The 26,435-nt window shown below is 43.0% G+C and carries 25 protein-coding genes, 1 other RNA gene, 2 pseudogenes and 1 other annotated feature; of the genes and pseudogenes, 7 read left to right on the forward strand and 21 right to left on the reverse strand.

Annotation, left to right across the window (positions count from 1 at the left end; translation table 11 throughout):
- Nucleotides 1–589 precede the first annotated feature (589 nt).
- Both ABC374_RS16905 and ABC374_RS16910 read left to right on the forward strand, forming a co-directional pair.
- A complete protein-coding gene (locus ABC374_RS16905) occupies nt 590–781 on the forward strand; it encodes a hypothetical protein (protein WP_289350504.1) in 192 nt (63 codons plus the stop codon).
- A gap of 127 nt (nt 782–908) precedes the next feature.
- Nucleotides 909–1,145: a VOC family protein gene (locus ABC374_RS16910; protein WP_413019059.1), complete on the forward strand. Its 237-nt coding sequence runs from the start codon at nt 909–911 to the stop codon at nt 1,143–1,145.
- A 173-nt stretch (nt 1,146–1,318) separates the two neighbouring features.
- Here ABC374_RS16910 and ABC374_RS16915 read toward each other — a convergent pair whose 3' ends face one another.
- Nucleotides 1,319–1,549 carry a hypothetical protein gene (locus ABC374_RS16915; RefSeq protein WP_413019061.1) on the reverse strand — a complete coding sequence of 77 codons (231 nt, stop codon included), beginning with the start codon at nt 1,547–1,549 and terminating at the stop codon, nt 1,319–1,321.
- Nucleotides 1,550–1,811: 262 nt separating this feature from the next.
- Between ABC374_RS16915 and ABC374_RS16920 the strand changes: the two are divergent.
- A pseudogene (locus ABC374_RS16920) lies at nt 1,812–2,111 on the forward strand (MFS transporter); the annotation flags it as partial.
- Between the two features lie 203 nt (nt 2,112–2,314).
- The gene (locus ABC374_RS16925) at nt 2,315–2,506 is read left to right on the forward strand and encodes a hypothetical protein (protein WP_048681418.1); all 192 of its coding nucleotides are present in this window, start codon (nt 2,315–2,317) and stop codon (nt 2,504–2,506) included.
- 163 nt (nt 2,507–2,669) lie between these two features.
- On the opposite strand, the gene ABC374_RS16930 is transcribed toward ABC374_RS16925, so the two are convergent.
- Nucleotides 2,670–3,179 (reverse strand): hypothetical protein, encoded by a 510-nt coding sequence (locus tag ABC374_RS16930; RefSeq protein WP_413019063.1) that lies wholly within the window; start codon nt 3,177–3,179, stop codon nt 2,670–2,672.
- Nucleotides 3,180–3,386: 207 nt separating this feature from the next.
- On the opposite strand from ABC374_RS16930, the gene ABC374_RS16935 reads away from it, so the two are divergent.
- Entirely contained in the window at nt 3,387–3,860 is a 474-nt protein-coding gene (locus ABC374_RS16935; RefSeq protein ID WP_413019065.1) for a VOC family protein, read from the forward strand.
- A 48-nt stretch (nt 3,861–3,908) separates the two neighbouring features.
- Here ABC374_RS16935 and ABC374_RS16940 read toward each other — a convergent pair whose 3' ends face one another.
- On the reverse strand, nt 3,909–5,795 hold the full coding sequence (locus ABC374_RS16940) for a S8 family serine peptidase (RefSeq protein WP_413019067.1): 1,887 nt from the start codon (nt 5,793–5,795) through the stop codon (nt 3,909–3,911).
- Between the two features lie 431 nt (nt 5,796–6,226).
- On the opposite strand from ABC374_RS16940, the gene ABC374_RS16945 reads away from it, so the two are divergent.
- Complete coding sequence (locus ABC374_RS16945; protein ID WP_413019069.1) at nt 6,227–6,358, forward strand: hypothetical protein; 132 nt, start codon at nt 6,227–6,229, stop codon at nt 6,356–6,358.
- Nucleotides 6,359–6,420: 62 nt separating this feature from the next.
- Here the strand turns inward: ABC374_RS16945 and ABC374_RS16950 are convergent, their stop codons facing one another.
- The 17 genes and pseudogenes from ABC374_RS16950 to ABC374_RS17030 all read right to left on the reverse strand — a co-directional run bounded on the left by ABC374_RS16950 (nt 6,421) and on the right by ABC374_RS17030 (nt 24,015).
- Nucleotides 6,421–7,128 carry an ABC transporter ATP-binding protein gene (locus ABC374_RS16950; RefSeq protein ID WP_350299582.1) on the reverse strand — a complete coding sequence of 236 codons (708 nt, stop codon included), beginning with the start codon at nt 7,126–7,128 and terminating at the stop codon, nt 6,421–6,423.
- On the reverse strand, nt 7,128–7,910 hold the full coding sequence (locus tag ABC374_RS16955) for an ABC transporter ATP-binding protein (protein WP_101222747.1): 783 nt from the start codon (nt 7,908–7,910) through the stop codon (nt 7,128–7,130). The genes ABC374_RS16950 and ABC374_RS16955 overlap by 1 nt, the downstream gene beginning before the upstream one ends.
- Nucleotides 7,882–8,847 carry a branched-chain amino acid ABC transporter permease gene (locus ABC374_RS16960; protein ID WP_101222748.1) on the reverse strand — a complete coding sequence of 322 codons (966 nt, stop codon included), beginning with the start codon at nt 8,845–8,847 and terminating at the stop codon, nt 7,882–7,884. The genes ABC374_RS16955 and ABC374_RS16960 overlap by 29 nt, the downstream gene beginning before the upstream one ends.
- 13 nt (nt 8,848–8,860) lie before the next feature.
- Nucleotides 8,861–9,739 carry a branched-chain amino acid ABC transporter permease gene (locus ABC374_RS16965; protein ID WP_095390668.1) on the reverse strand — a complete coding sequence of 293 codons (879 nt, stop codon included), beginning with the start codon at nt 9,737–9,739 and terminating at the stop codon, nt 8,861–8,863.
- Nucleotides 9,740–9,901: 162 nt separating this feature from the next.
- Complete coding sequence (locus ABC374_RS16970) at nt 9,902–11,080, reverse strand: ABC transporter substrate-binding protein (protein WP_350299583.1); 1,179 nt, start codon at nt 11,078–11,080, stop codon at nt 9,902–9,904.
- Between the two features lie 549 nt (nt 11,081–11,629).
- A complete protein-coding gene (locus tag ABC374_RS16975) occupies nt 11,630–12,337 on the reverse strand; it encodes an ABC transporter ATP-binding protein (protein WP_137020395.1) in 708 nt (235 codons plus the stop codon).
- A complete protein-coding gene (locus ABC374_RS16980) occupies nt 12,337–13,116 on the reverse strand; it encodes an ABC transporter ATP-binding protein (RefSeq protein WP_260358218.1) in 780 nt (259 codons plus the stop codon). Before ABC374_RS16980 ends, ABC374_RS16975 begins: the two co-directional genes overlap by 1 nt.
- A complete protein-coding gene (locus ABC374_RS16985; RefSeq protein WP_413019074.1) occupies nt 13,091–14,062 on the reverse strand; it encodes a branched-chain amino acid ABC transporter permease in 972 nt (323 codons plus the stop codon). Before ABC374_RS16985 ends, ABC374_RS16980 begins: the two co-directional genes overlap by 26 nt.
- Nucleotides 14,063–14,075: 13 nt before the next feature.
- Nucleotides 14,076–14,954 carry a branched-chain amino acid ABC transporter permease gene (locus ABC374_RS16990; RefSeq protein WP_101222754.1) on the reverse strand — a complete coding sequence of 293 codons (879 nt, stop codon included), beginning with the start codon at nt 14,952–14,954 and terminating at the stop codon, nt 14,076–14,078.
- 76 nt (nt 14,955–15,030) lie between these two features.
- Complete coding sequence (locus ABC374_RS16995; protein ID WP_413019077.1) at nt 15,031–16,221, reverse strand: ABC transporter substrate-binding protein; 1,191 nt, start codon at nt 16,219–16,221, stop codon at nt 15,031–15,033.
- Between the two features lie 191 nt (nt 16,222–16,412).
- On the reverse strand, nt 16,413–17,174 hold the full coding sequence (locus tag ABC374_RS17000; protein ID WP_413019079.1) for a tRNA threonylcarbamoyladenosine dehydratase: 762 nt from the start codon (nt 17,172–17,174) through the stop codon (nt 16,413–16,415).
- 111 nt (nt 17,175–17,285) lie between these two features.
- Entirely contained in the window at nt 17,286–18,392 is a 1,107-nt protein-coding gene (locus ABC374_RS17005; protein WP_350299586.1) for a M20 family metallopeptidase, read from the reverse strand.
- A gap of 195 nt (nt 18,393–18,587) precedes the next feature.
- Entirely contained in the window at nt 18,588–19,559 is a 972-nt protein-coding gene (locus ABC374_RS17010; RefSeq protein ID WP_413019081.1) for an NERD domain-containing protein, read from the reverse strand.
- A gap of 540 nt (nt 19,560–20,099) precedes the next feature.
- A non-coding RNA gene (gene ssrS / locus ABC374_RS17015) (6S RNA) lies at nt 20,100–20,285 on the reverse strand.
- Between the two features lie 86 nt (nt 20,286–20,371).
- Nucleotides 20,372–22,141: an aspartate--tRNA ligase gene (gene aspS / locus ABC374_RS17020; protein ID WP_413019083.1), complete on the reverse strand. Its 1,770-nt coding sequence runs from the start codon at nt 22,139–22,141 to the stop codon at nt 20,372–20,374.
- A 12-nt stretch (nt 22,142–22,153) separates the two neighbouring features.
- Nucleotides 22,154–23,426: pseudogene (hisS, locus tag ABC374_RS17025) on the reverse strand (histidine--tRNA ligase).
- 97 nt (nt 23,427–23,523) lie between these two features.
- Nucleotides 23,524–23,761: a binding site (T-box leader), on the reverse strand.
- Between the two features lie 80 nt (nt 23,762–23,841).
- Entirely contained in the window at nt 23,842–24,015 is a 174-nt protein-coding gene (locus ABC374_RS17030; RefSeq protein WP_034308777.1) for a hypothetical protein, read from the reverse strand.
- Nucleotides 24,016–24,144: 129 nt separating this feature from the next.
- Here ABC374_RS17030 and ABC374_RS17035 point away from each other — a divergent pair, with 129 nt between their 5' ends.
- Nucleotides 24,145–25,914: an N-acetylmuramoyl-L-alanine amidase family protein gene (locus ABC374_RS17035; RefSeq protein ID WP_413019085.1), complete on the forward strand. Its 1,770-nt coding sequence runs from the start codon at nt 24,145–24,147 to the stop codon at nt 25,912–25,914.
- A gap of 64 nt (nt 25,915–25,978) precedes the next feature.
- Here ABC374_RS17035 and dtd read toward each other — a convergent pair whose 3' ends face one another.
- Nucleotides 25,979–26,422, reverse strand: coding sequence for a D-aminoacyl-tRNA deacylase (gene dtd / locus ABC374_RS17040; RefSeq protein WP_241593340.1), 444 nt, complete (start codon nt 26,420–26,422; stop codon nt 25,979–25,981).
- Nucleotides 26,423–26,435 lie beyond the last annotated feature (13 nt).

Consider the following 26,435-nt stretch of genomic DNA (forward strand, 5'->3'; position numbering starts at 1 on the left):
GGTGCAAATACTCACATTGTATTAGCTGTACCTGATTTGATGCTGCGATTAAGTGGCATGAGCAGCTGTTGTACTTCAAGTTATCGGCTGATTGCAGATGGAGGTTAGTCTCGACAAAAATAAAAAGAGCCCTAGGGCTCTAAAATAAACTATTAACAATTAATTTTATCCATCCAATAAAAGAAATCCATAACGGTATGCTCAAAGATGTACCAAACAAAAGTCCTTTTAAGAAATTCCCTTCATTTTTACCTACCATATTGAACACACCTCTCGGCTTGGTTTCTTGTGATAATTATAATTGAAAGCGCTTTCTTTGTATATGAGGCATTTGTAGTAATTACTTTACAATTTGATCCTTAAGAGGTGCCGGCAAGTTGAATCAGTCGGTTAACTGAAGAAATTATAACAATCTTCTAGGACTCATCATGAAACTCTACCCCTGATGCTAGACATGATTCCCCATTGGCACATTTTTTAACCCTATGTAAACTATGTTATGGTTTTATTTGTTTTAAGTAATGTTATTGTATTCCCTGTTTCCTTCTCTCATTTTCGTTGTATGATAGAAAAAAAAGGAGTTTTGGGAATGATTATTCTGCAGTATATTGGAAAAGTTTTTTCATTCATGCATAAGGATATACCGGAAACTCATGTTAAATGCCATGTTTGTGCAGGTACAGGTGCCTATGATATTTATACAGATTGTCTTACTTGTAATGCAAAGGGATTAATAAGTAAATTTGAGTATAATAGGAGGCTTGAAGAGGGTGAAATTTAATGAATTTCATGAGTCGATATATGTAATCAAAGAAGCAGTATTGGCTATTGCTTCTTTTTTTTGTCCAAAAAAAGTACCGTTTGCCCCTCACCTTAAATGGGTATTTTAATGATCAGGGGGGAAACATATGACAGCAATTATTCACATTGGATTGGCTGTACCTGATTTGGGTGCTGCGATTAAATGGTATGAGCAGGTATTGGGATTCAGGTTATTGGCGGGTCCCTATTCGTTTGATACAAGTATGGAGAATAAACCTAATATGACTAATGATCTTCTTGGTAATACTGTTAAAAAGATGCTAAATGCTCAAATGATGGCGGATAATGGAGTGGGGATTGAGCTTTTTGAGTTTCTGGAATAAAAGCCGCGATTATTCCGCTTTGCCATTTACTTTTGTCGTTTTGTACCGCCTCCATTTACTGTCGGTTTCACAGAGGCTGTTTTATCTTCTATATCATTCGACGTACTAGATCTAATTAAGATTATTTAAATTCAAAAAATCCAGCATTTCTGCTGGATACTCCAAAGTACCAATCACTTAACCAAATTCAATACTTCTAGAAGTCTACCATCTGAATTATAGTTGAAAGTAACCGTCTTATCGTCATGAATGTGATAGCTTAAACCAAAAAACTCTCCGTCTTCCGGAAATTTTTGTATAAAATCCTCGAGTTGTTCGGAATTTAGTTTAACGACCATTGGTTTCTTCTTATTATGTAGAGAATCTTCTACCCTCTCCATTACAGTCTCTGTAAATCTACCCATAATTATCTCCTTTAATCTCTCATTTCCCAAATAATATACCTTATAAATGGTAAATAAAAGGTCCTTAATTAAAATTTCATAATAATGACACGATTCCTTAACAACTCTCCCAAGCATCTGATATTTTTACCATAATTACCCATAACATTAATTAATTACCATTGTATCTGCACGGTTGTTTCACGCAAAGTTAATTCCACTCTACAGAAGGGTTCTGTATAGACAGGAACATGATTTAATGGCAATTTGATAATAATCCGCTATAATAGCCTGGATGCCAAGTAACATGATTCTGTATATGGCAGCTATTTTTTATGGCATTGGATTCGGTGCTGTCCAACCGGCTCTTCAAGCGTGGTCTCTTGAACACGCTGCCCGAAATCGAAAAGGCATGGCCAATACCACTTTCTATTCCTTCTTTGATCTTGGTATCGGTTTCGGTGCCATCCTCTTCGGACAAATCGGCTATCTATTTGGTTATAAAGGCATTTACATAATGGCAGCTGTCTCTGTGGGAATTTCAATATTGGCTTACCTATGGATTTTAAGAAAAATGAAGTAATTTAAATTAAGGGACATCTTTGTGGATGTTCTTTTTTTCTTAAAACAGAATGATTTTGTAGAACAGTTTATCGCATTTGCATAAGCACATTTTTAACCCTATGTAAACTATGTTATGGTTTTATTTGTTTTAAGTAATGTTATTGTATTTCCAGTTTCCTTCTCTCTTTTTCGTTGTATGATAGAAAAAAAGGAGTTTTGGGAATGATTATTCTGCAGTATATTGGAAAAGTTTTTTCATTCATGCATAAGGATATACCGGAAACTCATGTTAAATGCCATGTTTGTGCAGGTACAGGTGCTTACGATATTTATACAGATTGTCTTACCTGTAATGCAAAAGGGTTAATAAGTAAAGTTGAGTATAATAGGAGGCTTGAAGAGGGTGAGATTTAATGATTCCATAAACAAAAAGTTAAATATCATCATCTTATAGAGGATTTAAATTGTTACGCTAAAGCAGAATGAAACTGCGCTGGGACTAATTCACAAAACAGTTTTAAATCCATTTTTCTAACTCACTATTCCACCGTTAGTTAAAAGATTTTTAATAAACATTTTAATTCCACACAAAATTGGGATTGAACTCTTCTGGGTCGATCTCTGCTTGTTTGTAGATAACAGGTTTTTCATTGGGCTTTTTTATAGTTAATTCAGTTTTTTCTTCGTTTAATTCTAAGGTAAGAAATGAAGTCCTGTTTGGCTCTTCTTCATTAAATATGACAGCAGTGATTTTGTTTTCCACTGGCTCTGTTACTTTGAAATAACTCACCATTTTCTCTTTGCCTTTTTTTGAGATTTTATCCATTATGTAATTGCCATCACCATCACTTTGGATAAGTATATACGACTCATCCTCTATCCAACCACCGTAAAGATGATACTTTGGAGCATCATAAGATGGTACATTATTGGGTCTTATAGGATTTTGAATCTCTTTTTCCTCTTGTACTTCCACCTTTTCGGTTTTGATGTTGTCACACGCAGCAAGACTTACCATAACAAGAAATCCTAAAGCAATTTTTTTAATATAAACAAATTTGTTCCCCAAAAAAAGTGCATGATGCATATAATGAACACCCCAGTTTTTTTATAGGTTCAATATTCTATTCTCCATCGTGTTAATTCCATTATACGTAAAAAATGGTAATTTCACTATCCCGTTTTTTGATTTATATCTTTAAATATTAAAATATAAAAACGAAAAGCCTCTCCCGCAAATGTACCGTTTGTCCCTCCCCTACAAAGGGTATTTTAATGATCAGGGGGGATACATATGACAGCAATTACTCATGTTGGATTGGCTGTACCTGATTTGGATGTGGCGATTAAGTGGTATGAGCAGGTGTTGGGATTCAAATTATTGGCGGGTCCCTATTCGTTTGATGCGAGTGAGGAGAATGAACCTAATATGACGAATGATCTTCTTGGTGATGAAGTTAAAAAGATGCGTAATGCTCATATGATGGCGGATAATGGAGTGGGGATTGAGCTTTTTGAGTTTGAGGAACCGAGAATGCCTAAAGGTGAGAGTCGCGGTTATGAGGGCTTTTTTCATATTTGCTTAGTATCGGATGATATCGAAAAGCTGGCTAATGATATTGCTGCTTCTGGCGGTAAAAGGCGAAGCGATATATGGAATACCTGGGAGAACAAGCCCTATTATTTAATCTATTGTGAAGATCCTTTCGGCAATATCATTGAGCTTTACAGCCGAAGCACGGAATTGATGTATGGCAACAAAGATTGAGACAGAAGCAGCCCCCAATTATTATTGGGGGCTGCTCTTGTTTTTCTATCACTTTTTAACCGTTACTTTTCTTGATTCGCTTACGTTTTTCGCTTTATCTTTGGCATAAATATATAGGTTCCTTCCCTCTTTTTGCTTAGGAATTCTAACCGTGAAGGTACCTTTGGTCGTTGCTGTGGCAGAGCCGATCACTTTTTTTGATGCTTTGACGTACACTGTGGAATTGGCCTCTGCTTTCCCTGCTACTATTGTGGTTTTTATGTTGACTGGGTTGACTGTCGGTTTACTTGGTGCTGTTTTGTCTGCGACGGTCACGGTTTTGATCGAGCTTATATTTCCTGCTTTATCGGTTGCTGTAACGGATAGGACTTTTCCGGCTTTTTGTTTTTTTGACATCGTTACGGTGAAATTCCCTGAGCTGTTCGAATTTGCTTTGCCTAAAACCGTTCTGCCAGTTTTGACAGTGACGGAGGAGCTTGCTTCCGCTTTGCCGGTTACTTTTACGGTATTGTCACCTACCGTATTTACCGACGGTCTTGCAGGAGCCGTTTTATCTGCCACTTTAAATGAAACGGGTATACTTTTATTTCCCGATTTATAATCGATAAGCCTAGTAGAGATGGTCGTGCCGGCTGTTTGTTTTGCGATGGTCGCTGTAAACGTTTTTTCGCCGTTGATCTTCATTGTGGCCAGTTGTTTTTTATCGGTATAAATGGAGACGGTCCCCGTTTTAAAATCAACCGGGATTTTCCCATTGATTTTGGTGTCCTTATCGGATATTGCGGTCACGGCCGGTTTGGTCAGCGTCTTCATTTCCAGTGCTTTTTTTGCATTGACCCGCCCGTTTCCATAGTAGATGTCTTTCCCTTTTGCACCTAGGTCCAAGGCTGAATCATAGAGGCGGTATTCGACCTCCGTTGTGTTGAGTTTGGGCTCATGGGACCAAATCAGTGCAGCTACACCCGCCACCATCGGCGTGGCCATCGATGTTCCGCTCATCCAGCCGTATTTACCATAAGGCAGGGTCGAAAGGATATCATCTCCAGGGGCCGCAATATCGACTGTTGAATGGTAGTTGGAATAACCGGGACGCTTGTCCCTTGAGTCAGTGGCAGCAACGGAAATGACGTGGCTGAAGGCGGCTGGGTACACACGCTGTACATTTTTCCCCATATCCCCTTCATTCCCGGCAGCCGCCACGATAAGGACGCCTTTTTTATAGGCTTCCTGGACAGCCTTGTTCAAGGCCTCCGAATAACTGGTGTCTCCTAAACTCATATTGATGATGTTTGCCTTTTGCTGAACGGCATAATGTATCGCTTCAATAATGTCGGCCGTATCGGCATACTCCCCATCAAAGACATTGATCGGCATTAGTTTAACGTTCGGGGCAACACCCGTTCCGCCTATGCCGTTGTTCGCAGAACCTGCAATGATGCCTGCGATATGCGTTCCATGCTCCCCTTTTGGGACGATATGCTTCCGATTGCGTATCGTATCATAGGCATTGACGATCCTCCCTTTTAAATCTTCGTGGTTGCGATCGATTCCGTCGTCAATGATGGCCACGATCAATTCCTTCGAGCCCATCGATTTTGTCCACGCTGCATTCGTACCAAGCTTTTTATGGTGCCACTGGTCTATGTAGGCTGGGTCGTTCGGACTTTCCATCTTCTTGAAAAGATAGTTTGGTTCTGCATATTCCACATTCTTCTGTTCTTCAAGTTCCTCAATCAGGGCGTCGGTTGTTTCCCCTTTAGAAACCTCCACCTTTTCTATCAACTCGTTGATCGGTTCATCGTTTTCCTCTTTATACTTGACGATGACACCATCAGATTGCGGCGTTTCTTCTGCAGAAGCAGAATCTGGCTGGTAGATTGGCAGAATCATAAACAGTAATACTACCGGTAATATGGCCTGAATAAGTTTGTGCATACAATCACTCCAAAAAATATGATTAAGAATAGCTAACGATGAGGTTTGATCATGAACCATTTCTACTATTATTCCTAACTAGATTGTATACCGTCTGATTTGGATTTACTAACCTTTTTATCTAGTTAAATTAACTTATTTGCACAACAAAAAAACCACTATAAAGTGGTTTTAGTTTGTCGACAAAATGGGATCTACACAAAGCGGTTGACTGTAGATAATAATTTGACTGTAAAATTTGTACTTTGATTTCCTCTCCAGGCACTCGCTTTTCCCGCAGGAGTCTCGTACCTTCCGTTCCAATCAACTTATTCAGGTAGAACACTTTTGTCTAAAAAAGGGTTCTAAGTATCTCACCCCGAATCCATTTTTTAAAAGAAGACTTGTTTATTCTTCATGTTTTTTACTTTTTATATGGATCAAACACTAGATTGAAGAAATTTGCGACACTCCTGCCGAATTACTGGCTAGCCGAGACCACAGCCAGTTACTTTGATGAAGCATGGCAGACAGTCGGCGGAAAGGAGCAGATTTCTGCAATCAACTGGAACTTTTTAAAATAAAAAAACTGTAGACAAATTCGCTTTCCTTCGAGTTTGTCTACAGTCAACCGCTATAAAGTGGTTTAATGTCCGCCTAAATAGGCATTCTTGATTTCTTCGCTTGCGGTCAGTTCCTCTGATTTGCCTGATAGGACGATTCGGCCGGTTTCGACAACATAGGCTCTGTCCGCGATGGATAGTGCTAAGTTGGCATTTTGTTCGACTAGCAGAATCGTTGTACCCGTTTTGTTGATTTCTTCGATGATATTAAAGATTTGCTTCACCAATAATGGCGCAAGTCCCATCGATGGCTCGTCCAATAACAGAAGCCGGGGCTTGGCCATGAGTGCCCTGCCCATTGCGAGCATTTGCTGTTCCCCGCCGGAAAGTGTTCCGGATTGCTGTTTCAGGCGCTCTAGCAAACGCGGGAATAATTCATAGACTTTCTCCATATCCTGCTTGATGCCTGCCTTATCCTTACGTAAATAAGCACCAAGCTGAAGGTTTTCTTCAACGGTCATGTTGGCAAAGACCCGTCGGCCTTCTGGGACATGGGAAATGCCCATTTTCACGATCGATTGTGCTGCCTTTCCGCCGATGGAATCCCCTTCGTATAGAATCTTCCCTTGTTTTGGTTTTAATAGGCCGGAAATGCTTTTCAGCAACGTGCTTTTCCCGGCTCCGTTCGCCCCGATCAGGGTTACGATTTCGCCTTCGTTAATAGAAAGCGAGATTCCTTTCAGGGCTTGAATGTTTCCGTAATAGACGTTGATGTCCTCGATTTTTAACATTATGAAACCTCCTCGCCCAGATAGGCCTCGATGACTTTTGGATTGTTACGGATTTCCTCTGGCTTTCCTTGAGCGATCAGTTGTCCGTGATCGAGTACATATATGCGTTCGCAAACACCCATGACGAGCGGCATATCATGTTCAATCAATAATACGGTCAAATCGAATTTCTCACGGATGAGGGCAATCAGGTTCATGAGTTCGTGCGTTTCCTGGGGGTTCATCCCTGCAGCCGGTTCATCCAGCAAAAGCAGTTTTGGGTTGGCTGCAAGTGCACGGGCGATTTCCAAACGTCTTTGTTTACCATATGGCAGGTTCTTCGCCTTTTCATCCTTATATTGATCAAGGTTGAAAATTTTCAGGAACTCAATCGCCTTTTCATCCATTTCCTTTTCGCCTTTAAAATGGATCGGCATGCGGAAGATCGAACTTAAGATATTATGCTTCGAAAGCGAATGATAGGCCACTTTTACATTATCGATCACGGATAGTTCACTGAACAAGCGAATGTTCTGGAATGTCCGGCTGATTCCTTTTTGCGTGATTTTATATGGAGGCAGTTTTCTTAAGTTCTCACCTTCCAAAGAAATCGTGCCCTCCGTCGGGACGTAAACTCCTGTCAGTAAGTTAAAGAAAGTCGTTTTTCCAGCGCCATTCGGCCCGATCAAGCCAATCAGTTCTCCTGGATATAACTCGACGTTAACATCAGAAACGGCTTTAAGCCCCCCGAACTGGATGCCGACCGAATCGACTTTAAGCAGCGGTGTTTTTATTTTTTTCATGGCTGCTTCCTCCTTTACGTTTGAACATGGATGTTATTTCTTTTGTCCCCATTAAGCCTTGTGGGCGATAGAGCATCATCACGATTAGCACAAGACTGTAGATGATCATTCGTGTTTCCGGATAATCCTGCAGGAAAGTCGTTACAACAGTCAATAATATCGCGGCCAATACGGCACCGGAAAGACTTCCAAGACCGCCAAGCACGACAAGGATCAAAATATCAAATGATTTCAAGAATCCGAAGTTCGATGGCTGGATGATATAGAAGTTATGAGCGTAAAGCCCTCCGGCAATACCGGCAAAAAAAGCACCGATCGCAAATGCCACAACTTTATAGTACGTCGTGTTGATTCCCATCGAATCGGCAGCCGTTTCGTCCTCGCGGATCGATATGCAGGCCCTGCCGTGGGTCGAGCTAGTAAAGTTTCGGATGACGATGATTGTTACGATAACGGAAGCGAATACCCACGGCCAAGTGGTCAAATGGGAAACCTGCATGCCGCTCGCCCCGCCGACATAATCGATATTCAAAAGCATAATCCTGACGATTTCACCAAAACCCAGGGTCGCAATCGCCAGATAGTCACCTTTTAAGCGTAAGCTTGGAATTCCGATGATCAAGCCTGCCAGCGCTGACGCCAAACCGCCGACTATCAATGCCGCATAAAATGGCATTTCCAGCTTCATCGTCATGACGGCTGAAGCATAGGCACCGACTGCCAGGAATCCGGCATGTCCGATGGAGAACTGCCCGGTTATCCCGATGATCAAATGCAGGCTCGCTGCCAGAATGATATTGATCCCGATGAACATGAGCGTATTTTGATAAAAAGGATTTAGCGATCCGCCGCCGATTAACACTTGAACTGCGGCGAAAAAGATCAATGATAGTGAAATCGAGAGCCAAAAACCTTTTGCTCGCTTAATTGTAGTCATTGCTTTGTCTCCCCTATACTTTTTCTTTTTTGTTTTTACCGAATAAGCCTTGTGGCATGAAAATCAAGATAAGAATCAGTACGACGAAGGCTACAGCATCACGCCATAATGAGTAACCGGCGGCACTGACCAAAGCTTCGATGACACCTAGCAATAGGCCACCGACCATCGCGCCCGGTATAATCCCGATCCCTCCAAGTACGGCGGCAACGAATGCCTTCAATCCCGGAAGCACACCCATAAGCGGCTCGATCTTAATATAGTAAATACCGAAAATGACGCCCGCTGCCCCAGCCAATGCGGAACCGATTGCAAAGGTGGCAGAAATCGTGTTATCGACATTTATCCCCATTAGCTTAGCTGCATCCGCATCGTAGGAAACGGCACGCATCGCTTTTCCTATTTTTGATTTATGAACGATGATTTGAAGGATGATCATCAAGACTACAGCCACTCCAAAAATCAAAACCGATTGACTATTGATGGAAACTCCAAAAATATTGAACTTGTCTGTCGGCAATACATCATTCGGATAAGCTTCCGGCTGTGCACCGCGGACGTAGATGAATCCGTATTCAATCAAAAGGGAAACACCGATGGCAGTGATAAGTGCCGCGATACGTGTTGCGTTACGTAATGGCTTGTACGCGATACGTTCGATCAATACTCCAAACAGCGCACAGACCGTCATCGAGATTAATAGGGCAGGCACGAATGACAGATCCAGGACCGTTATTGAGTAAAACCCAACGAATGAGCCGACCATGAATACATCACCATGTGCAAAGTTTATCAATTTAACAATCCCGTAAACCATCGTATATCCGAGAGCGATAAGGGCATAAATACTTCCTAGTGAAACCCCGTTTATTAACTGTTGTATCAATTCCATGTTCGACTCTCCTTGAAAATCTAATTTTATGAGTGATTAGTCCAGACTCTTTCATTCCGCTAAGGGGATGTTCAGCATCCTGGCATGCTTGAAAAATGAGAATTCGCCAGCACCTTCTTATTGACGAAGGGCCGGCGAAAGGATTGGAGTTGTACTCCGAAATTAAGGATTGATTTTTGTGTTGAAAACTTGCTCTCCCTCTTTAAACTCAAGGATGGTAGCAGATTTGATTGGATTATGTTTTTCATCCAATGTGAATGTACCCGTTACAAGCTCAAGGTCAGCCGTTTTTTCCAGCGCTTCTTTGATTTTTTCTGAATCCGCTGATCCAGCACGTTTAATCGCGTCTGCAAGGAAGTATCCTGTGTCATATCCTAGAGCGTTAAATGCATCCGGGGATTTATCTTTGTACTTCGCTTTAAATGCAGACACAAAATTCTGAATTTTCTCATCAGGGTCACCTGAAGAATAATGGTTCGTGATGAACGTATTATTTAGAGCTTTTGCACCGGCAATTTCTACTAGCTTAGGAGAATCCCAGCCGTCGCCGCCCATGAATGGAACGTCAAGTCCAGTTTCACGTGCCTGCTTCACGATCAGACCAGCTTCCTCATAGTAACCAGGAAGGAAAATGAAATCAGGTTTTGCCGATTTCAAACGAGTCAATGTGGAACGGAAATCAGTATCCTTCGCGATGTAAGCTTCCTCAGCAACGATTTTTCCACCATTTTTTTCAAATTGTTCTTTAAAGGCTGCCGCTAATCCTTTTGAATAATCACTTGCGCTGTCAATATAGATTGCTGCACTTTTCGCTTTGATTTCTTTAGTGGCAAAGTTCGCAGCTACCGTTCCTTGGAACGGATCGATGAAGCTTGTCCTGAAAACGTAATCGTTCAATTTATCCTTGCTGAAAGTGATTTCCGGGCTTGTACCGGAAGGTGAGATGACCGGCACTTTATTATCTTGTGCAATCTGTACTTGTGCAATCGAGTTCGTGCTTGTCGCTGCACCTACGATCGCTGCAACCTGATCTTGTGATGTCAGCTTGATCGCTCCGCTTGTCGCTTCTGACGCTTCTGATTTATTATCGACTTTTATAAGTTTGATTTTTTTACCGTCAATGCCTTCTTTATTTATTTCTGCAGTCGCAAGCTCCAGACCTTCTGCAATCGATTGTCCATATGAAGCAACACCGCCTGATAATTCAAGGTTGACACCGATTTTTATCGTATCTCCATCTCCGCTTGATTTTTCTGATGAACCAGAGCTGGAACAACCGGCTAGCACTCCTGCAGCAAGTGTTAGAGAAAGGAATGCACCTGCTAGTTTTTTCTTTTTCATAAATAATCCCCCCGTTTAGTAATCATCGCTCTGATGCATGAATATTTATTCAAGATGCCTCAGAAAAAGTTGATTAGATGAAATTTTTGAAATTAAATTAATATTTCGAAAAATAGTTTACCGCATAATTTTCATTCCGTCTATACAATAATTGTGAGAAGATTTCGCCAAATAGGATATTTTTCACAGGAAGTGCTATATCATTTTTATCTTTATATATTTTAAATATTGCGAAAATAGGCGTTATAATCAGAAAAAACTGATAATTTAATTATTTCGATATTGTAAATTCCTTATTTATTGCTCAAAAAATTTTATTCATTCCCTTATTTTTTTAATCCTTTTAATTACATTTTTACCAAAATAGAAGTATATTGATAGGGAATTAAACCCAGTTTTTCAGTTCTTTTTTAGTCTTAATTCCTATATCAAAATTGAATAATACTATATTGGATGTATAAAATCATGCATGAAAATATTGTACTTTTTTATCTTCCTGCATATATTGCATAACCCGATCATCAAACAAAAAAACCGCCAAACGGCGGTTCAATGGCCTCCTAAATAGGCCATTTTTATTTCTTCACTTGAAGTGAGTTCCTCGGCATTGCCCGACAGGACGATTCGGCCCGTTTCAACTACATAAGCCCGATCTGCAATCGATAATGCAAGGTTGGCGTTTTGCTCGACCAAAAGGATCGTTGTTCCGGTCTCACTGATTTCCTGGATGATGTTGAAGATTTGCTTCACCAAAAGCGGTGCAAGGCCCATCGAAGGTTCATCGAGCAGTAATAACCGTGGTTTTGCCATTAAGGCCCGGCCCATTGCAAGCATCTGCTGTTCACCGCCTGAAAGCGTGCCGGCCTGCTGTTTGATTCTCTCCAGCAGCCTCGGAAATAGCTCATACACCTTTTCCATATCATTATTGATGCCATCTTTGTCTTTCCGTAAATAAGCCCCAAGCTCCAGGTTTTCGGCAACCGTCATGTTGGCAAAGACACGTCGCCCTTCAGGTACATGGGATATGCCCATTTTCACGATAGACTGTGCAGCTTTTCCTCCAATCGGCTCGCCTTCGAACAAAACCTTTCCTTGCTTTGGTTTTAACAGACCGGATATCGTTTTGAGCAACGTGCTTTTTCCCGCTCCGTTCGCCCCGATCAGGGTCACGATCTCGCCCTCGTTAATCTCCATGGAAACCCCTTTTAACGCTTGGATATTGCCATAATAAACATTGATGTCCTCTATTTTCAGCATCAGGAAACCTCCTCCCCTAGATATGCCTCGATAACCTTAGGATCATTGCGGATTTGTTCCGGCTTTCCGTGAGCGATAAGCTGTCCATGATCAAGAACGTAAATCCGTTCGCATACCCCCATTACAAGTGACATATCATGCTCGATGAGCAACACGGTAAGGTTGAATTCCTTCCGGATAAAAGCAATGAGGTTCATTAATTCTTTCGTTTCGTGCGGGTTCATCCCGGCTGCGGGTTCGTCCAGTAAAAGAAGTTTCGGATTGGCGGCTAGAGCACGCGCAATTTCCAGCCGCCTTTGCTGTCCGTATGGAAGATTCTTCGCTTTTTCATCCTTAAAATGGTCAAGATTAAAAATCCTCAAGAATTCGAGCGCCTTTTCATCCATTTCCTTTTCACCGGAAAAATGTCCCGGCAGCCGGAATATGGAGCTTGGAATTCCATGCTTGGCAAGCGAGTGGTAAGCAACCTTCACGTTATCGATCACGGATAACTCACTGAAGAGGCGAATGTTTTGAAAGGTCCTCGAGATCCCTTTTCGGGTAATTTTATATGGCGGCTGCTTATTTAGATTTTCCCCATTCAAAGCAATCGTTCCTTCTGTAGGGACATACACACCCGTCAATAAATTGAAGAAAGTCGTTTTCCCAGCTCCATTCGGCCCGATCAGGCCTACAAGTTCCCCTGGAAATAATTCCACGTTCACATCGGACACAGCTTTCAACCCGCCAAAACGGATACCCACCGAATCTACTTTAAGCAACGGTATTGTGGCTTCCATCCTTTGGGCCCCCTTTCGTTTTTTTATTTGTGAACAATGACGTGATTTCTCTTGTTCCCATTAAACCCTGCGGGCGGAAAATCATCATCAGGATCAGGACAAGGCTGTAGATGATCATCCTCGTTTCCGGATAATCCTGAAGGAACGTCGTCACGATCGTCAGTAAAATTGCGGCCAAAACCGAACCTGAAAGACTTCCAAGACCGCCAAGTACGACGAAAATCAGAATATCGAAGGATTTTAGGAAACCGAAATTCGATGGCTGGATAATATAGAAATTATGGGCATAAAGCGATCCGGCGATTCCGGCAAAAAAAGCTCCGATGACGAAAGCCGCCACTTTATAATAGGTCGTATTGATTCCCATCGCATCAGCGGCCGTTTCATCTTCCCTTACGGATATGCATGCCCGTCCGTGAGTCGAATTGGTGAAATTCCGGATGACTAAGACGGTGATCATCACACAGGCAAAAACCCATGGCCAAGTAGTCAGGTGGGATACCTGCATCCCGCTTGCCCCGCCTACATAATCAATATTCAAAAGGACGATCCGGACAATTTCGCCAAATCCAAGCGTAGCTATCGCCAGGTAATCCCCCTTCAGACGCAAGCTCGGCACCCCGATCACCATGCCCGCAACAGCGGCTATTACGCCCCCAGCCAATACAGCTATGATGAAAGGAAGTTCAAGCTTCATTGTCATGACTGCCGAAGCATAGGCCCCTACCGCTAAAAAACCTGCATGACCAATCGAGAACTGCCCGGTTATTCCAATGATTAAATGCAGGCTCGTCGCCAGCATGATATTGATGCCGATGAACATGAGCGTGTTGATATAAAATGGGTTGAGCATTCCGTTTGAAATGGTGTACTGCATGATTCCGAAAAAAATAAGTGCGAGCACGATCGAGAGCCAAAAACCCTTTGAATTCTTTAAAGTAGTCATCGCCATGTCTCCCCTATACTTTTTCTCTTTTATTTTTACCGAAAAGACCCTGCGGCAAGAAAATCAAAATCAAGATAAGTACGACGAAAGCCACACCATCGCGCCATAATGAATAACCGGCAGCACTGACCAAAGCCTCGATCACTCCAAGCAGTAGACCGCCGACCATCGCGCCCGGAATGATGCCGATGCCGCCCAAGACTGCTGCAACAAATGCTTTAAGGCCAGGAAGGACACCCATCAACGGCTCGATTTTAATATAGTAGATTCCAAAAATGACACCAGCCGCCCCTGCAAGGGCCGAACCTATGGCGAACGTAGCGGAAATCGTATTATTCACATTGATTCCCATCAGCTTAGCCGCTTCGGAATCGAATGAAACGGCACGCATCGCTTTGCCGATTTTGGTTTTATGGACAACGAATTGTAGGATGATCATTAATATGATGGAAACAGATAAGATCAATATCGATTGACTGCTGATGGAAACTCCCAATATATCGAGTTTATCCATCGGAAGGACATTATTTGGATAGGCTTCCGGCTGGGCGCCCCGGATGTAAATCAGCCCGTTTTCTATCAGAAGGGAAACACCGATGGCCGTTATCAAGGCCGCAATCCGTGTTGCATTACGAAGGGGTTTATAAGCAATCCGTTCAATTAAAACGCCAAAGATGGCACATGAGACCATCGAAATCAATAAAGCTGGGATGAAGGATAAGTCCATTACGGTAATGGCGTAAAACCCTACAAATGAACCGACCATGAATACGTCTCCATGGGCGAAGTTTATGAGCTTGACGATTCCATATACCATCGTATAACCAAGCGCGATCAAAGCATAAATGCTTCCGAGTGAAATGCCATTTACCAATTGCTGAATCAGTTCCATATTGCACTCTCCCCGTTAAGGTGTTTTTTAAGTGAATATAGAATAGGGGGGACTTGCCCCCTATCCACGTAAGGTATTATGGATTGATTTTTGTTTTGAATGTTTGTTTGCCATCCACATATTCCAAGATGGTCGCCGATTTGATCGGATCATGGTTTTCATCGAGGTTCAGCGTTCCGGAAACTAATTGAAGATCTTTGACATCTTCCAACGCTTGTCTGATTTTTTCAGGAGAAGCATCACCTGATCTCTTGATGGCATCAGCCAGGTAGTAGCCAGTGTCATAGCCAAGTGCGGCAAAGGCATCCGGTGTTTTATTGTATTTCTTTTTGAAGGCTGCAACGAAATCCTGGATTTTTGCATCTTCATCTTCCGGAGAATAGTGATTCGTGATATAAGTATTTTTCAAAGCATCCGCTCCGGCAATTTCAACGACCTTCGGGGAATCCCAGCCGTCTCCGCCCATGAATGGAAGGTCTATGCCGTCTTCACGTGCCTGTTTTAAGATCAATCCGACTTCCTCATAATAACCAGGAAGGAAAACGAACTCTGGTTTTGAGGATTTGATACGTGTCAATGTAGAGCGGAAATCAGTATCTTTAGTTACATAAGCTTCTTCCGCCACGATTTTACCGCCCTTGGCAGTGAACGCTTCTTTAAAAGCTGCGGCCAATCCTTTGGAATAATCACTTGCGCTATCCACATAGATCGCAGCCGTCTTTGCCCCTATTTCGTCAGTTGCGAAATTGGCTGCCACCGTACCTTGGAATGGATCGATAAAGCAAGTCCTGAACACATAATCATTTAATTTTCCAGCTTTGTTGGTGATGTCGGGATTTGTTGCAGTTGGTGTGAGTAGAGGAACTTGATTATCCTGTGCGACCTGAACCTGTGCCAATGTATTAGTGCTTGTCGCAGATCCGACTACAGCCACAACCTTGTCCTGGCTGACCAGCTTGATCGAACCGCTTGTAGCTTCTGCAGCATCTGATTTATTATCTACCTTAACTATTTCCAATTTTTTACCGTCGATGCCCTCTTTATTAATCTCATCGATGGCCAGTTGCAATCCATCGGCAGCCGATTGGCCGAATGATGCCGTACCTCCGGACAATTCAAGGTTGGCCCCAATTTTGATTGTGTCACCCGAGTTTGATGAACCCCCGCCTGAACTGCTAGTTTTCGAGTCGCCGCCACTACAACCTGCCAGCGCCCCTGCAACCAATGAAAGTGATAGAAACACTCCTGCTAGCTTTTTCTTCTTCATTTGAAACCCCCTTGTTTTGTATGTTCTTTTAAACAAATAGAATATCTGAATAAAAATAATATTCTGAAAATAGTTTATCTCATTCTTTCGACCCCGTCTATATGATATGGATAAAAAAGTTATTAAAAGGGAATATCTACTATTCGACACAAAAAAAAAACTGACCCTTTATAGAGTCAGTTAACTTCTTATCAATCGTTTACACGGCGAACTTCAATGTTTTTTAATATATCATTGATCACCCAGCTAGCTGCAATTAAGCCTGCTACGGATGGTACGAAAGCATTCGAAGATGGCGGCATTTGCGCTTTACGGATTTTTGCCTCATCATTGCCGACTTCTTTTCGGACATCCTCACGAATGACAATAGGGCTCTCATCGGAGAAGACAACCGGGATTCCCTTTGTTATGCCCTCTTTACGCAATCTAGTACGAATGACCTTGGCAAGCGGATCGGTATGCGTTTTGGAGATATCGGCAATTTGAAAACGCGTCGGGTCCATCTTATTAGCGGCCCCCATGCTTGAAATCACCTTGATATTCCGATTCAGGCATTCCTTCATCACATGCATCTTATAAATGACCGTATCCGATGCATCAATGACATAGTCCAGGCCATAACTGAAGAATTCCTCAAACGTTTCTTCTGTATAGAACATTTTAAGAGCGATCACTTCGCAGTCGGGATTGATGTCTTGAATGCGATTTTTCATCAATTCCGCTTTCGGTTGACCGACTGTTGATAATAGAGCATGGATCTGCCTGTTTACATTCGTGATGTCGACATCGTCTTTATCCACAAGAATAATACGGCCTACCCCCGTACGTGCCAATGCTTCGGCTGAAAATGAACCAACGCCTCCTACACCCAGGACCGCAACCGTCGTGTTTCTCAGAATATCGATTCCTTCCTTGCCAATTGCCAATTCATTTCGTGAAAACTGATGCAGCATATATATTCAACTCCAATAAATTCTGTTCTTATTTAGCTTCCCAATTAACAATATATCATAAACATCATTTATGACAAGCGAAATATGAGCAGTCTAATCGGAATTAGTGCACTAGGTCATTTTTGATAATTTTTGAAGGACGGTAGCCAAAAGGAGAGTCCTTTCCGTCAGGCTCGGAATTTCCAAATACTCCTCTTCACTATGTGCATTTCCTCCAACGGGCCCGAGTCCATCCACTGTCGCGATTCCCAATTCAGAAGTGATGGAAGCATCCGAGCCTCCACCCGTGGCCGTATCCGTGATTTCGATGCCGATTTCCTTCCCAGCCTGACGGATCGTCTCTAAAAGCAAGTTCGATTTCTCATTCTTTTCCATGGGAGACCGATCCATTTTTCCGCTTAGTGTCGTTTTCGTTCCGGGAATATAGGTCTCGGCACAGATTTTTTTCAACTGTTTGAGAACGATGCCTTCCTGCTTTTTTTCCGAAATCCGCACATCGACGAAGGCAGCCGCATGGGAAGCGATCATATTGACAGCGGAGCCTCCTTCAATTTTGCCGACATTAACGCTGATCCCTTTCTTTTGATCATTCAATCGGTGTAAGGCGATGATCTTATGGGCCAATTCTTCAATTGCACTTCGTCCCTTTTCCGGTTCGATCCCCGAATGGGCAGCCACCCCCATAATATCGACTTTAAACTGACCGCAGCCCCTTCTTGCCGTGACAAGCGAACCGTCCGTCCTTGCGGGTTCAAGAATTAATGCGAACTTCTTATTTGCCGCTTTTTCCGATATGAGGGATGCGGACGTCGGTGACCCGATCTCTTCATCACTATTAAGAATGATTTGGATATGCTTATAGCCTGTCTGCCCCGTCTGTTTCAAGCAATGGATCGCATAAAATAGCTCAACCAAACTAGACTTCATATCCGCCACACCAGGACCGTATGCCCGATTTCCTTTCACCTTAAATGGACGTTTTTGCGCTGTCCCCTCTGGAAAAACCGTATCCATATGGGCAACGATTAAAATATGCGGTTGATTCGCCTCACGATGCTGGATGACCAGCTGATTGCCATAATTCTGTTGCTCAACAGTATTCACAATAAAATCCAGACTTTCAAATTTCGCTTTTAATATCGAACCAATTTCATCAATACCCTTTTTCGTATGAGAACCACTATCTATATTCACTAGCCGCTCCACTAATTGAAGCATTTCCTTCCTCTTTGCATACAATAAGTCTTTCAAAGCCCTCACTACTTTCTATCCTTGGCTGAATATTGCTCAACCTTACTATAATTTACGAATCTATATTGCCGAATGTTACTTAAATGGGAAGATTTGAAGTTTATTCGAGGTTTTTGGGTTTTTTTCGTTAGATTGGGGTGTTTACTCGTGAGTTTGCGCCTTTTACTCGTGAATTAGTCCATCAAGTCTATACGCTCTATTTTTAAATTGCCCCGAATAAGGCAACTCCAGTGCAGACAGTATCCGCTGCATGATATCAATTGAATCTATTTGTAAAAAGAGCCGTGCTTGTTTATTTGTTATATTGGGTTTTATAAGGAGAGCAAAATCGCGAAGAGCTTGAATGTGGGCATCCTTTGAAGTGTAAGAACAATGACTACAGGACCATTTGCCCCAGTGATATTGCATATGGAGAGCAGAGCATTCTGGACATTGAACGCTTTTGAGCAGATCTTGCTCATCGATTTGATAAAATTCGAGGATATCAGGATTATGCGGAGTGTTTTTTTGCAGAATCGTATTCGAAAGTCTATTGCTCTGCCTTTGGGTTAATTGCTTAGAAGAATATTTTTCATCCAGGGTATGAATTTTGGAGATCAGGGTTTCTTTTCCCGTGATTTTTTTGAAAATGGGGGTAAAACCTGGGGTAGTCCGGATGATGGTATTCGAGTTTGCATTGGCAATGAGCGTTTCAATCGGCAGCGAGGGGAATTTGTGAAAAGTAAGCCAATCATTAAATCGGGATTTTTGCACGTCAACCTGGATTAGCGGATCTAGATAAGCTTGTTCCTGTCCATCTTTTGTCCGAATCAATTGGGGATAGGTACGGTCAAAATAGAGCGTTCCCGCAAAGTTTTTTACTTCGATGATGATGCCGTAATTCCGGGTGATTATTAGGAAATCCATTTGAAAATAACGGCTCCCGTCGTAGCCTAACCTCAAATCATGAAATACTCGATATTCTTTCGGAAGATTCTTCAGTTCTTTTCCGATACTCCGCTCCCCGTTAAATCCTGTACGGATTTTCCGGAAATCATTCCTTATTCTTTCCTGTTTTGGATGATTTGCTGATAGCCTCCTGCTTAATGCCTCCAGTTTGAGCATTTTCATAGGCCTTTCACACGGTTTTAGCATCCATACATCAACTCCTTCTACTTTAGCTTCTTTGTTAATGCCCTTTTTTCCTGCTAAAACACTGAAATCAGGCGTTTTACCGTGAGTTTGCTCGGTTTAATTCTTGAGATTTGTAGCTTACTTATGAGTTCTCGTCATTTACTCTTGAATTTGCACGATTTACTCGTGAATTTGCACGAATGACTTGAGAGTTCCAGCCGTTTACTCGTCAGTTTCCGCTTTACTCGTGAGTTCGCGGCATTTACTCGTGAATTTGCACGTTTTACTCGTGAGTTCCCGCCATTTACTCGTGAATTTACGTTTTACTCGTGAATTCGCATCATTTACTCGTGAATTTGCACGTTTTACTCGTGAGTTCGCGGCATTTACTCGTGAGTTCGCATCATTTACTCGTGAATTCCCGCCATTTACTCGTGAATTCTCACTATTTACTCGTAATTCGCACCATTTACTCGTGAATACACGCATTTTCTCGTAAGTTCACTATTTTCACGCACAAAAAAACCCATGTTATGTAACATGGGTTGCTTTGTAAGGTGTAAGAGTCCCAATTGTGCCGTTTACGCCTTTGTTTTGAACCCGCTCTCCGCAGGTGGGTGCTCGGTTCCTCGCGTTTGTAAGTCCTCTTCGAGGGAGGCTTTTACGCGGCCAGGAAACTAGTGCTCCCGGTAACTATAAGTGTTCGGTCAAAACTTATAGGTTAAAGAACGAACACATCAGGACTCTTACTTATTGGAAATATCATATCATAATGCTTAACTCTGTTTCAAGAAAAAACACCTAGGTATTTTTTCATATTTTTCCCAAATGAATTATTTTTTAAGTGCTGCAAGTCTTAGGTTAAGTTCGGCCAATTGCTTGTCACTTACAGTACTCGGTGCGTCAACGAGCAGGTCGCTTGCACTTGCTGTTTTCGGGAACGCGATGGTGTCGCGAAGGTTCGTGCGGCCTGCGAGCAGCATGACCATGCGATCCAGTCCAAGGGCGATTCCGCCGTGTGGAGGCGTTCCGTATTCGAATGCGTCCATTAGGAAGCCGAATTGTGCGTTGGCTTCTTCTTCGGAGAATCCAAGTACTTTGAACATTTTTTCCTGAACGTCGCGTTCGAATATCCGCAGTGATCCACCGCCAAGTTCGTAGCCGTTCAGTACAAGGTCATATGCTTGGGCACGGACGCTTGCTGGGTCTGACTCCAATTTGTCCATGTCTTCACGGAATGGCATTGTGAATGGATGGTGTGCTGCATAGTAGCGTCCTTCTTCTTCGTCATATTCAAATAATGGCCAGTCGGTCACCCATAGGAAGTTGAATTTGCTTTGATCGATCAAGCCTCTTTCTTTACCAAGCTTGATGCGCAGTGCTCCAAGTGCATCAGCGACTATGCCTTTCTTATCCGCAACGAATAAGATTAAATCGCCCACTTCGGCTTCCAATACAGATACTAATTGCTCTTGATCTTCAGCGAAGAATTTGGCGATCGGCCCTTTTACGCCGTCTTCTTCAACCTTCAGCCATGCAAGGCCTTTTGCACCATAAATCGCTGCAAATTCAGCTAATCCATCAATGTCTTTTCGGGAATAATCCGCATTTCCGTCCTTAACGACGATCGCCTTTACTTGTCCGCCGCTTGCAACAGCGCCGGTGAATACTTTGAAATCACTGTCTTTGACGATTTCGGAAACATCTTTAAGTTCCATTCCGAAGCGTGTATCCGGTTTGTCGGAACCGTAACGGCTCATCGCTTCATTGTAGGTCATTCTAGGGAATGGCAGTGTTACGTCCAGTCCTTTTACGTCTTTCATCACTTTAGCCATCATGTTTTCGGCTGTCTTGATGATATCTTCTTGGCTCATGAAGCTTGTTTCGATATCGATTTGCGTGAATTCAGGCTGTCTGTCAGCACGTAAGTCTTCATCACGGAAACAGCGGGCAATTTGATAATAACGTTCGAAACCTGATACCATCAATAGCTGCTTGAAGATTTGCGGTGACTGCGGAAGTGCATAGAACTCCCCTTCGTGCACACGGCTAGGCACTAAATAGTCACGTGCTCCTTCAGGTGTACTTTTTGTTAAGATAGGTGTTTCGATATCAAGGAAGCCTTCACCGTCCAAGTAATCACGGATGGCTTTTGTTGTTTGGTTACGCATTTTCAGCGTTTCGAACATCGCTGGACGACGGAGGTCCAAATAACGATATTTCAAGCGGATGTCTTCTGATACATCCGTTCTTTCATCAATGATGAATGGAGGGGTCTTTGCTTCGTTTAAAATAGTAACGTTTTCGGCTTGAACTTCGACGGTCCCTGTTGTTACGTTCGGGTTGAAGTTGGCTTCATCACGTTTGATGACTGTCCCTTGGATATCAAGGACGTATTCATTACGGATTTTTTCGGCTGTTGCCAGCGCTTCTGCCGAAATGTCCGGATTGAAAACGACTTGGACGACTCCGCTTCTGTCACGTAGGTCGATAAAGATGACACCGCCCAAATCCCGGCGTTTTTGTACCCATCCTTTTAATGTTACTTTTTCACCAATAGCTGCTTCTGTCACTTCACCATTGAAGTATGTTCTGCCAAACATGGTATTTCCCCCTTAAGCCTGTAGCTTTTTGAATTGTTCAACGAATGTAGCAAGATCCATCTGGACTTGTTCACCGGTTTCCATGAACTTCACATTGATTTTATTATTTGCCAATTCATCATCCCCGAGTGTCGCCACATATCTTGCTTCGAGGCGGTCGGCTGATTTGAATTGTGCTTTCACTTTACGGTCTTGATAGTCTTTTTCGACGGTAAAACCGGCATTCCGCAATTGATGGGCAAGTTTGACGGTATAATCCTTGGCTGTTTCACCTAATGAAACAAGATAGCAGTCAATTCCCTTTTTGATCGGAAGCTCGATGTTTTCTGCTTGGAGGGCTGCAATCAGGCGTTCAATGCTAAGTGCAAAGCCGATTCCGGGTGTTTCCGGTCCGCCAAGTTCTTCAGCAAGCCCGTTATAACGGCCGCCTCCGCAAAGGGTAGTTATGGCACCAAAGCCTTCTGCATCACTCATGATTTCAAAGGCGGTATGATTATAGTAATCCAAGCCGCGCACTAGAGTCGGATCTTCGACGAAATCGATTTCCAAATCGGTTAAATGCTGTTTCACCTTTTCGAAATAAATACGGGATTCATCATTTAAATATTCAATGATGGATGGAGCCGTGTTCATCAATTCGTGACCGTGATCCTTTTTGCAATCCAGGATACGCAAAGGATTCTTTTCCAGACGGTTTTGACAATCGCCGCAAAACTCGCCGATGCGGGGTTCGAAATGTTTGATTAACGCATTGCGATGCGCTGTCCGGCTTTCCTTATCACCAAGGCTGTTGATCACAAGTTTCAGCTTTTTCAAACCAAGTTCCTTATACAGGTTCATTGCAAGTGACAGAACCTCTGCATCAATTCCTGGATCCTTACTTCCTAAAGCTTCGATGCCGAATTGAACGAACTGGCGGAATCGGCCTGCTTGCGGACGTTCGTACCGGAACATCGGCCCGATATAATAAAGCTTGACCGGTTGATTGGCCAACCCGAACATTTTGTTCTCGATATAGAGACCGTACAACCGATGCGGTGCCTTCCGGACGAAGGGTTAAGTTCCTTTCACCGCGATCTTGAAATGAATACATCTCTTTTTGGACGATATCGGTTGTATCCCCTACACCACGTAAAAATAATTCCGTGTGCTCAAAAATTGGAGTGCGGATTTCTTTATATTGATAACGGTGACAGATCTCACGCGCCGTGTTTTCGATATACTGCCAAATTTCCGTTTGGCCCGGCAATAAATCCTGGGTACCTCTAGGAATCTGAATAGACATTTGTGTTTCCTCCTTTAAAGCAAGACGCCCTTTCTGATACGGCGCTATACTGATTTTTTCCAAACAAAAAACTCCCGCCCCTTGTAACTTATATGTTACAAGGGACGAGAGTTTGGATATCCCGTGGTGCCACCCTAGTTGAAGCACAAAAAAAGTGCCTCCGCTCAAAAAACAGTTAACGCCTGTTTTACGTTCATCTCCTATTAAGTAAATCCGTTCGGAGTGAAGCCTACGGAGGGTTCTTTCATTAAGTCATCATGTGGAATGCTTTCAGCCTCGGCATTTCCTCTCTTTTCATGTGTTTCTTAATTACTCTTCTCCATCATTGGTTATTGCAGTAATAAGTCTGATATTTTATAATCATACGGACGTTAACATCAAATGTCAAGGCAGACTGAGGATTTTGTCTCATTTTTTATTGGTTCAAACGTTTTTTCAGATTTTTGATCGTCCGGACATTGACTCCGAATTCAGATGCCAATTCAACAAGGTTTGCGCTTTGTTCCTTTTGGATGAAATCGTGAAAATCGACACCCAGTACTTGATTGCCTCCGCTTAAGCTCGTTTGATCTTTTTCGCTGAATTTCATGTGGTTTCCCTCCTAGAGTTATATAAGCTCTATTCTTTCCTAAAAAAAATGTTTTTTGCACAGGGAAAGAGGGAAATTTTCATTGAACGAGAATACATACATATAGACATTAAAAGGGAGAGACAACTTATGAAGAAGAAATCGGGTTTATTCGGCCTGACACTTATGCTGATATTCTCAGCGATTTTCCCCGTCAATCACGCTTTTGGAAAAGATGAAGGGAAAAATATCGTGACGACCCAAGTGGTCAATGTCCGTGAAGGTGCAGGTCTCAGTTTCCCTATCGTAAAAAAACTGGCAAAAGGGGAATCGTATCCCATCCTGAATGAAGATGGCGACTGGATCGAAATCCGGATTGGCGCCGGCAAAACGGGTTGGGTTGCCAATTGGCTAGTGGAGAGACAAACGGGGTCTGATACAGATCTGGTCAAAAAGGAATCCGGACAAGGTGTGATATCAGGCAGCTCGGTCCGCGTCCGTACAGGTCCAGGCACTACATTTCAAACGGTTGGGTCCTTGAGTAAAGGTACAGCTGTTGACATCATTGAAAAAAATGAAAATTGGATAAAGATCAAAACGGCGGCTATCGAAGGATGGGTCTCTTCTGACTACCTTAATCTCCCCGCCGCATCAGGAAATGCAGCCAAGAAAGATTCAACTAAGAAAAAAGAAACGAATCAATCCGTAAAAACCGGAGTAACTTTGGTGGATCGGCTCAATGTCCGTTCGGAACCGTCGAAAAGCAGTGCCACGCTCGGAAAGCTGAATAAAAATACGGCAGTGACCGTTTACCGGGTTGAAAATGAATGGGCTGAAATTGATTTCCAAGGAGTCCGCGGTTGGGTAGCTGAACCCTACATACAAGTAAGCGAAGGTAAAGAAGACATGAAAAATGATCCGGCAGGCGCCACTGCAAGGGTGACCGCTACGGGTTTAAATGTCAGGAAAGAAGCCTCTCTCTCAAGCAAGGTCATCGCTTCGGTGAACAAGGATGAGACGTACGCCGTGCTGCAAACAAAGGGAAATATGACACAGATCAAGCTCTCCGGTTCGAAAAAGGGTTGGGTCGTGAGTTGGTATCTGGAAAAAGAGAATGTTGAACAAACGGTGAAGGAAAAAAAGGTTGATGTAAAAGGAAACAAGATTACCATCATTCATGATGGTACGATCCTTAGAAGCGAGCCTGATGGCAACTCGAAGATTGTCGAGCAGGCCAATGCAGGTGAAACGTTCTCCGCATCAGGTATGGAAGGCGACTGGTATTCCATTAAACTGAAGAGCGGAAAAACGGCTTATGTGGCCGGATGGATCGTGACGATCGAAGGGAATTCCGAGCAGATCCAACGACCTGGCGTTGAAAAATACTTAAAGGATAAAACCATTGTGATCGATCCGGGCCATGGCGGCAGGGATAGCGGTACAATAGGCGTCGGTGGAACATTCGAGAAAAACCTGACGATTCGTACAGCAGAGCTGCTGCGGGACAAACTTCAGGCGGCAGGAGCTAAAGTGATCCTGACCAGAAGCGGAAATACCTATGTTCCACTTCCTTCCCGGGTCAGCACTTCTCATATACATAATGCGGATGCATTCATCAGCCTCCATTATGATAGCACCAAGGACCAGATCACCAGCGGAATTACCACATACTACTATCATGACTACCAGCGTGCATTGGCGGCTACTCTGGCCAATTCGCTCGGTACAACCATGCAGGTGCCCAATCGTGGATCACGTTACGGGAATTTTCATGTTACCCGCGAAAATAAACGGGTAGCTACACTTATTGAACTAGGTTATTTAAGCAATCCCGTGGAAGAATTGACGTTAACATCGAATGAGTATCAAGAAAAAATCACATCTGCCATCTATAATGGATTGGCGCGGTATTTTAAATAAGAATTAGAAAAGCCAGCTTCGCATCGAAGCTGGCTTTTCTACAAAAAAAACCTGCCGCAGCAGGTTATTTTTTGCTTTCAAGTATTAGTGTAACGGGACCGTCATTAGTAAGCTGAACATCCATCATGGCACCAAATTGACCGGTTTCCGTATGGACGCCTTTCTTGCGGAGTTCCTCATTAAATGCCTCATATATTTCATTCGCCTCTTCAGGACGGGCGGCGTCCATGAAGTTCGGTCGACGGCCTTTGCGGCTATCGCCGTATAAGGTGAATTGTGAAACTGATAAAATCGAACCTCCCACATCCAATAGTGAATGGTTCATCTTTTCATTTTCATCTTCAAATATTCTGAGATTTACAATCTTATCTGCCAAATAGGCGGCGTCATCGATGGTATCCCCATGGGTGACACCAACCAACAGGACGAGCCCGCTGTCGATTTGCCCGATTATTTGGTCTGCGACAACGACTTTTGCCGCTTTGGAACGTTGTAAAACAACACGCATGGCAATAAAAACT

Origin of the sequence: Peribacillus phoenicis, from assembly GCF_047238085.1 — a bacterium.
Taxonomy (GTDB): Bacteria; Bacillota; Bacilli; order Bacillales; family DSM-1321; genus Peribacillus.

Coding starts and splice junctions, on each gene's coding strand:
- ABC374_RS16905 (WP_289350504.1), top strand. CDS start 590: ATGATTATTCTGCAGTATATTGGAAAAGTTTTTTCATTCATGCATAAG.
- ABC374_RS16910 (WP_413019059.1), top strand. CDS start 909: ATGACAGCAATTATTCACATTGGATTGGCTGTACCTGATTTGGGTGCT.
- ABC374_RS16915 (WP_413019061.1), bottom strand. CDS start 1,549: ATGGGTAGATTTACAGAGACTGTAATGGAGAGGGTAGAAGATTCTCTA.
- ABC374_RS16925 (WP_048681418.1), top strand. CDS start 2,315: ATGATTATTCTGCAGTATATTGGAAAAGTTTTTTCATTCATGCATAAG.
- ABC374_RS16930 (WP_413019063.1), bottom strand. CDS start 3,179: ATGCATCATGCACTTTTTTTGGGGAACAAATTTGTTTATATTAAAAAA.
- ABC374_RS16935 (WP_413019065.1), top strand. CDS start 3,387: ATGACAGCAATTACTCATGTTGGATTGGCTGTACCTGATTTGGATGTG.
- ABC374_RS16940 (WP_413019067.1), bottom strand. CDS start 5,795: ATGCACAAACTTATTCAGGCCATATTACCGGTAGTATTACTGTTTATG.
- ABC374_RS16950 (WP_350299582.1), bottom strand. CDS start 7,128: ATGTTAAAAATCGAGGACATCAACGTCTATTACGGAAACATTCAAGCC.
- ABC374_RS16955 (WP_101222747.1), bottom strand. CDS start 7,910: ATGAAAAAAATAAAAACACCGCTGCTTAAAGTCGATTCGGTCGGCATC.
- ABC374_RS16960 (WP_101222748.1), bottom strand. CDS start 8,847: ATGACTACAATTAAGCGAGCAAAAGGTTTTTGGCTCTCGATTTCACTA.
- ABC374_RS16965 (WP_095390668.1), bottom strand. CDS start 9,739: ATGGAATTGATACAACAGTTAATAAACGGGGTTTCACTAGGAAGTATT.
- ABC374_RS16970 (WP_350299583.1), bottom strand. CDS start 11,080: ATGAAAAAGAAAAAACTAGCAGGTGCATTCCTTTCTCTAACACTTGCT.
- ABC374_RS16975 (WP_137020395.1), bottom strand. CDS start 12,337: ATGCTGAAAATAGAGGACATCAATGTTTATTATGGCAATATCCAAGCG.
- ABC374_RS16980 (WP_260358218.1), bottom strand. CDS start 13,116: ATGGAAGCCACAATACCGTTGCTTAAAGTAGATTCGGTGGGTATCCGT.
- ABC374_RS16985 (WP_413019074.1), bottom strand. CDS start 14,062: ATGACTACTTTAAAGAATTCAAAGGGTTTTTGGCTCTCGATCGTGCTC.
- ABC374_RS16990 (WP_101222754.1), bottom strand. CDS start 14,954: ATGGAACTGATTCAGCAATTGGTAAATGGCATTTCACTCGGAAGCATT.
- ABC374_RS16995 (WP_413019077.1), bottom strand. CDS start 16,221: ATGAAGAAGAAAAAGCTAGCAGGAGTGTTTCTATCACTTTCATTGGTT.
- ABC374_RS17000 (WP_413019079.1), bottom strand. CDS start 17,174: ATGCTGCATCAGTTTTCACGAAATGAATTGGCAATTGGCAAGGAAGGA.
- ABC374_RS17005 (WP_350299586.1), bottom strand. CDS start 18,392: ATGCTTCAATTAGTGGAGCGGCTAGTGAATATAGATAGTGGTTCTCAT.
- ABC374_RS17010 (WP_413019081.1), bottom strand. CDS start 19,559: ATGCTAAAACCGTGTGAAAGGCCTATGAAAATGCTCAAACTGGAGGCA.
- aspS (WP_413019083.1), bottom strand. CDS start 22,141: ATGTTTGGCAGAACATACTTCAATGGTGAAGTGACAGAAGCAGCTATT.
- ABC374_RS17030 (WP_034308777.1), bottom strand. CDS start 24,015: ATGAAATTCAGCGAAAAAGATCAAACGAGCTTAAGCGGAGGCAATCAA.
- ABC374_RS17035 (WP_413019085.1), top strand. CDS start 24,145: ATGAAGAAGAAATCGGGTTTATTCGGCCTGACACTTATGCTGATATTC.
- dtd (WP_241593340.1), bottom strand. CDS start 26,422: ATGCGTGTTGTTTTACAACGTTCCAAAGCGGCAAAAGTCGTTGTCGCA.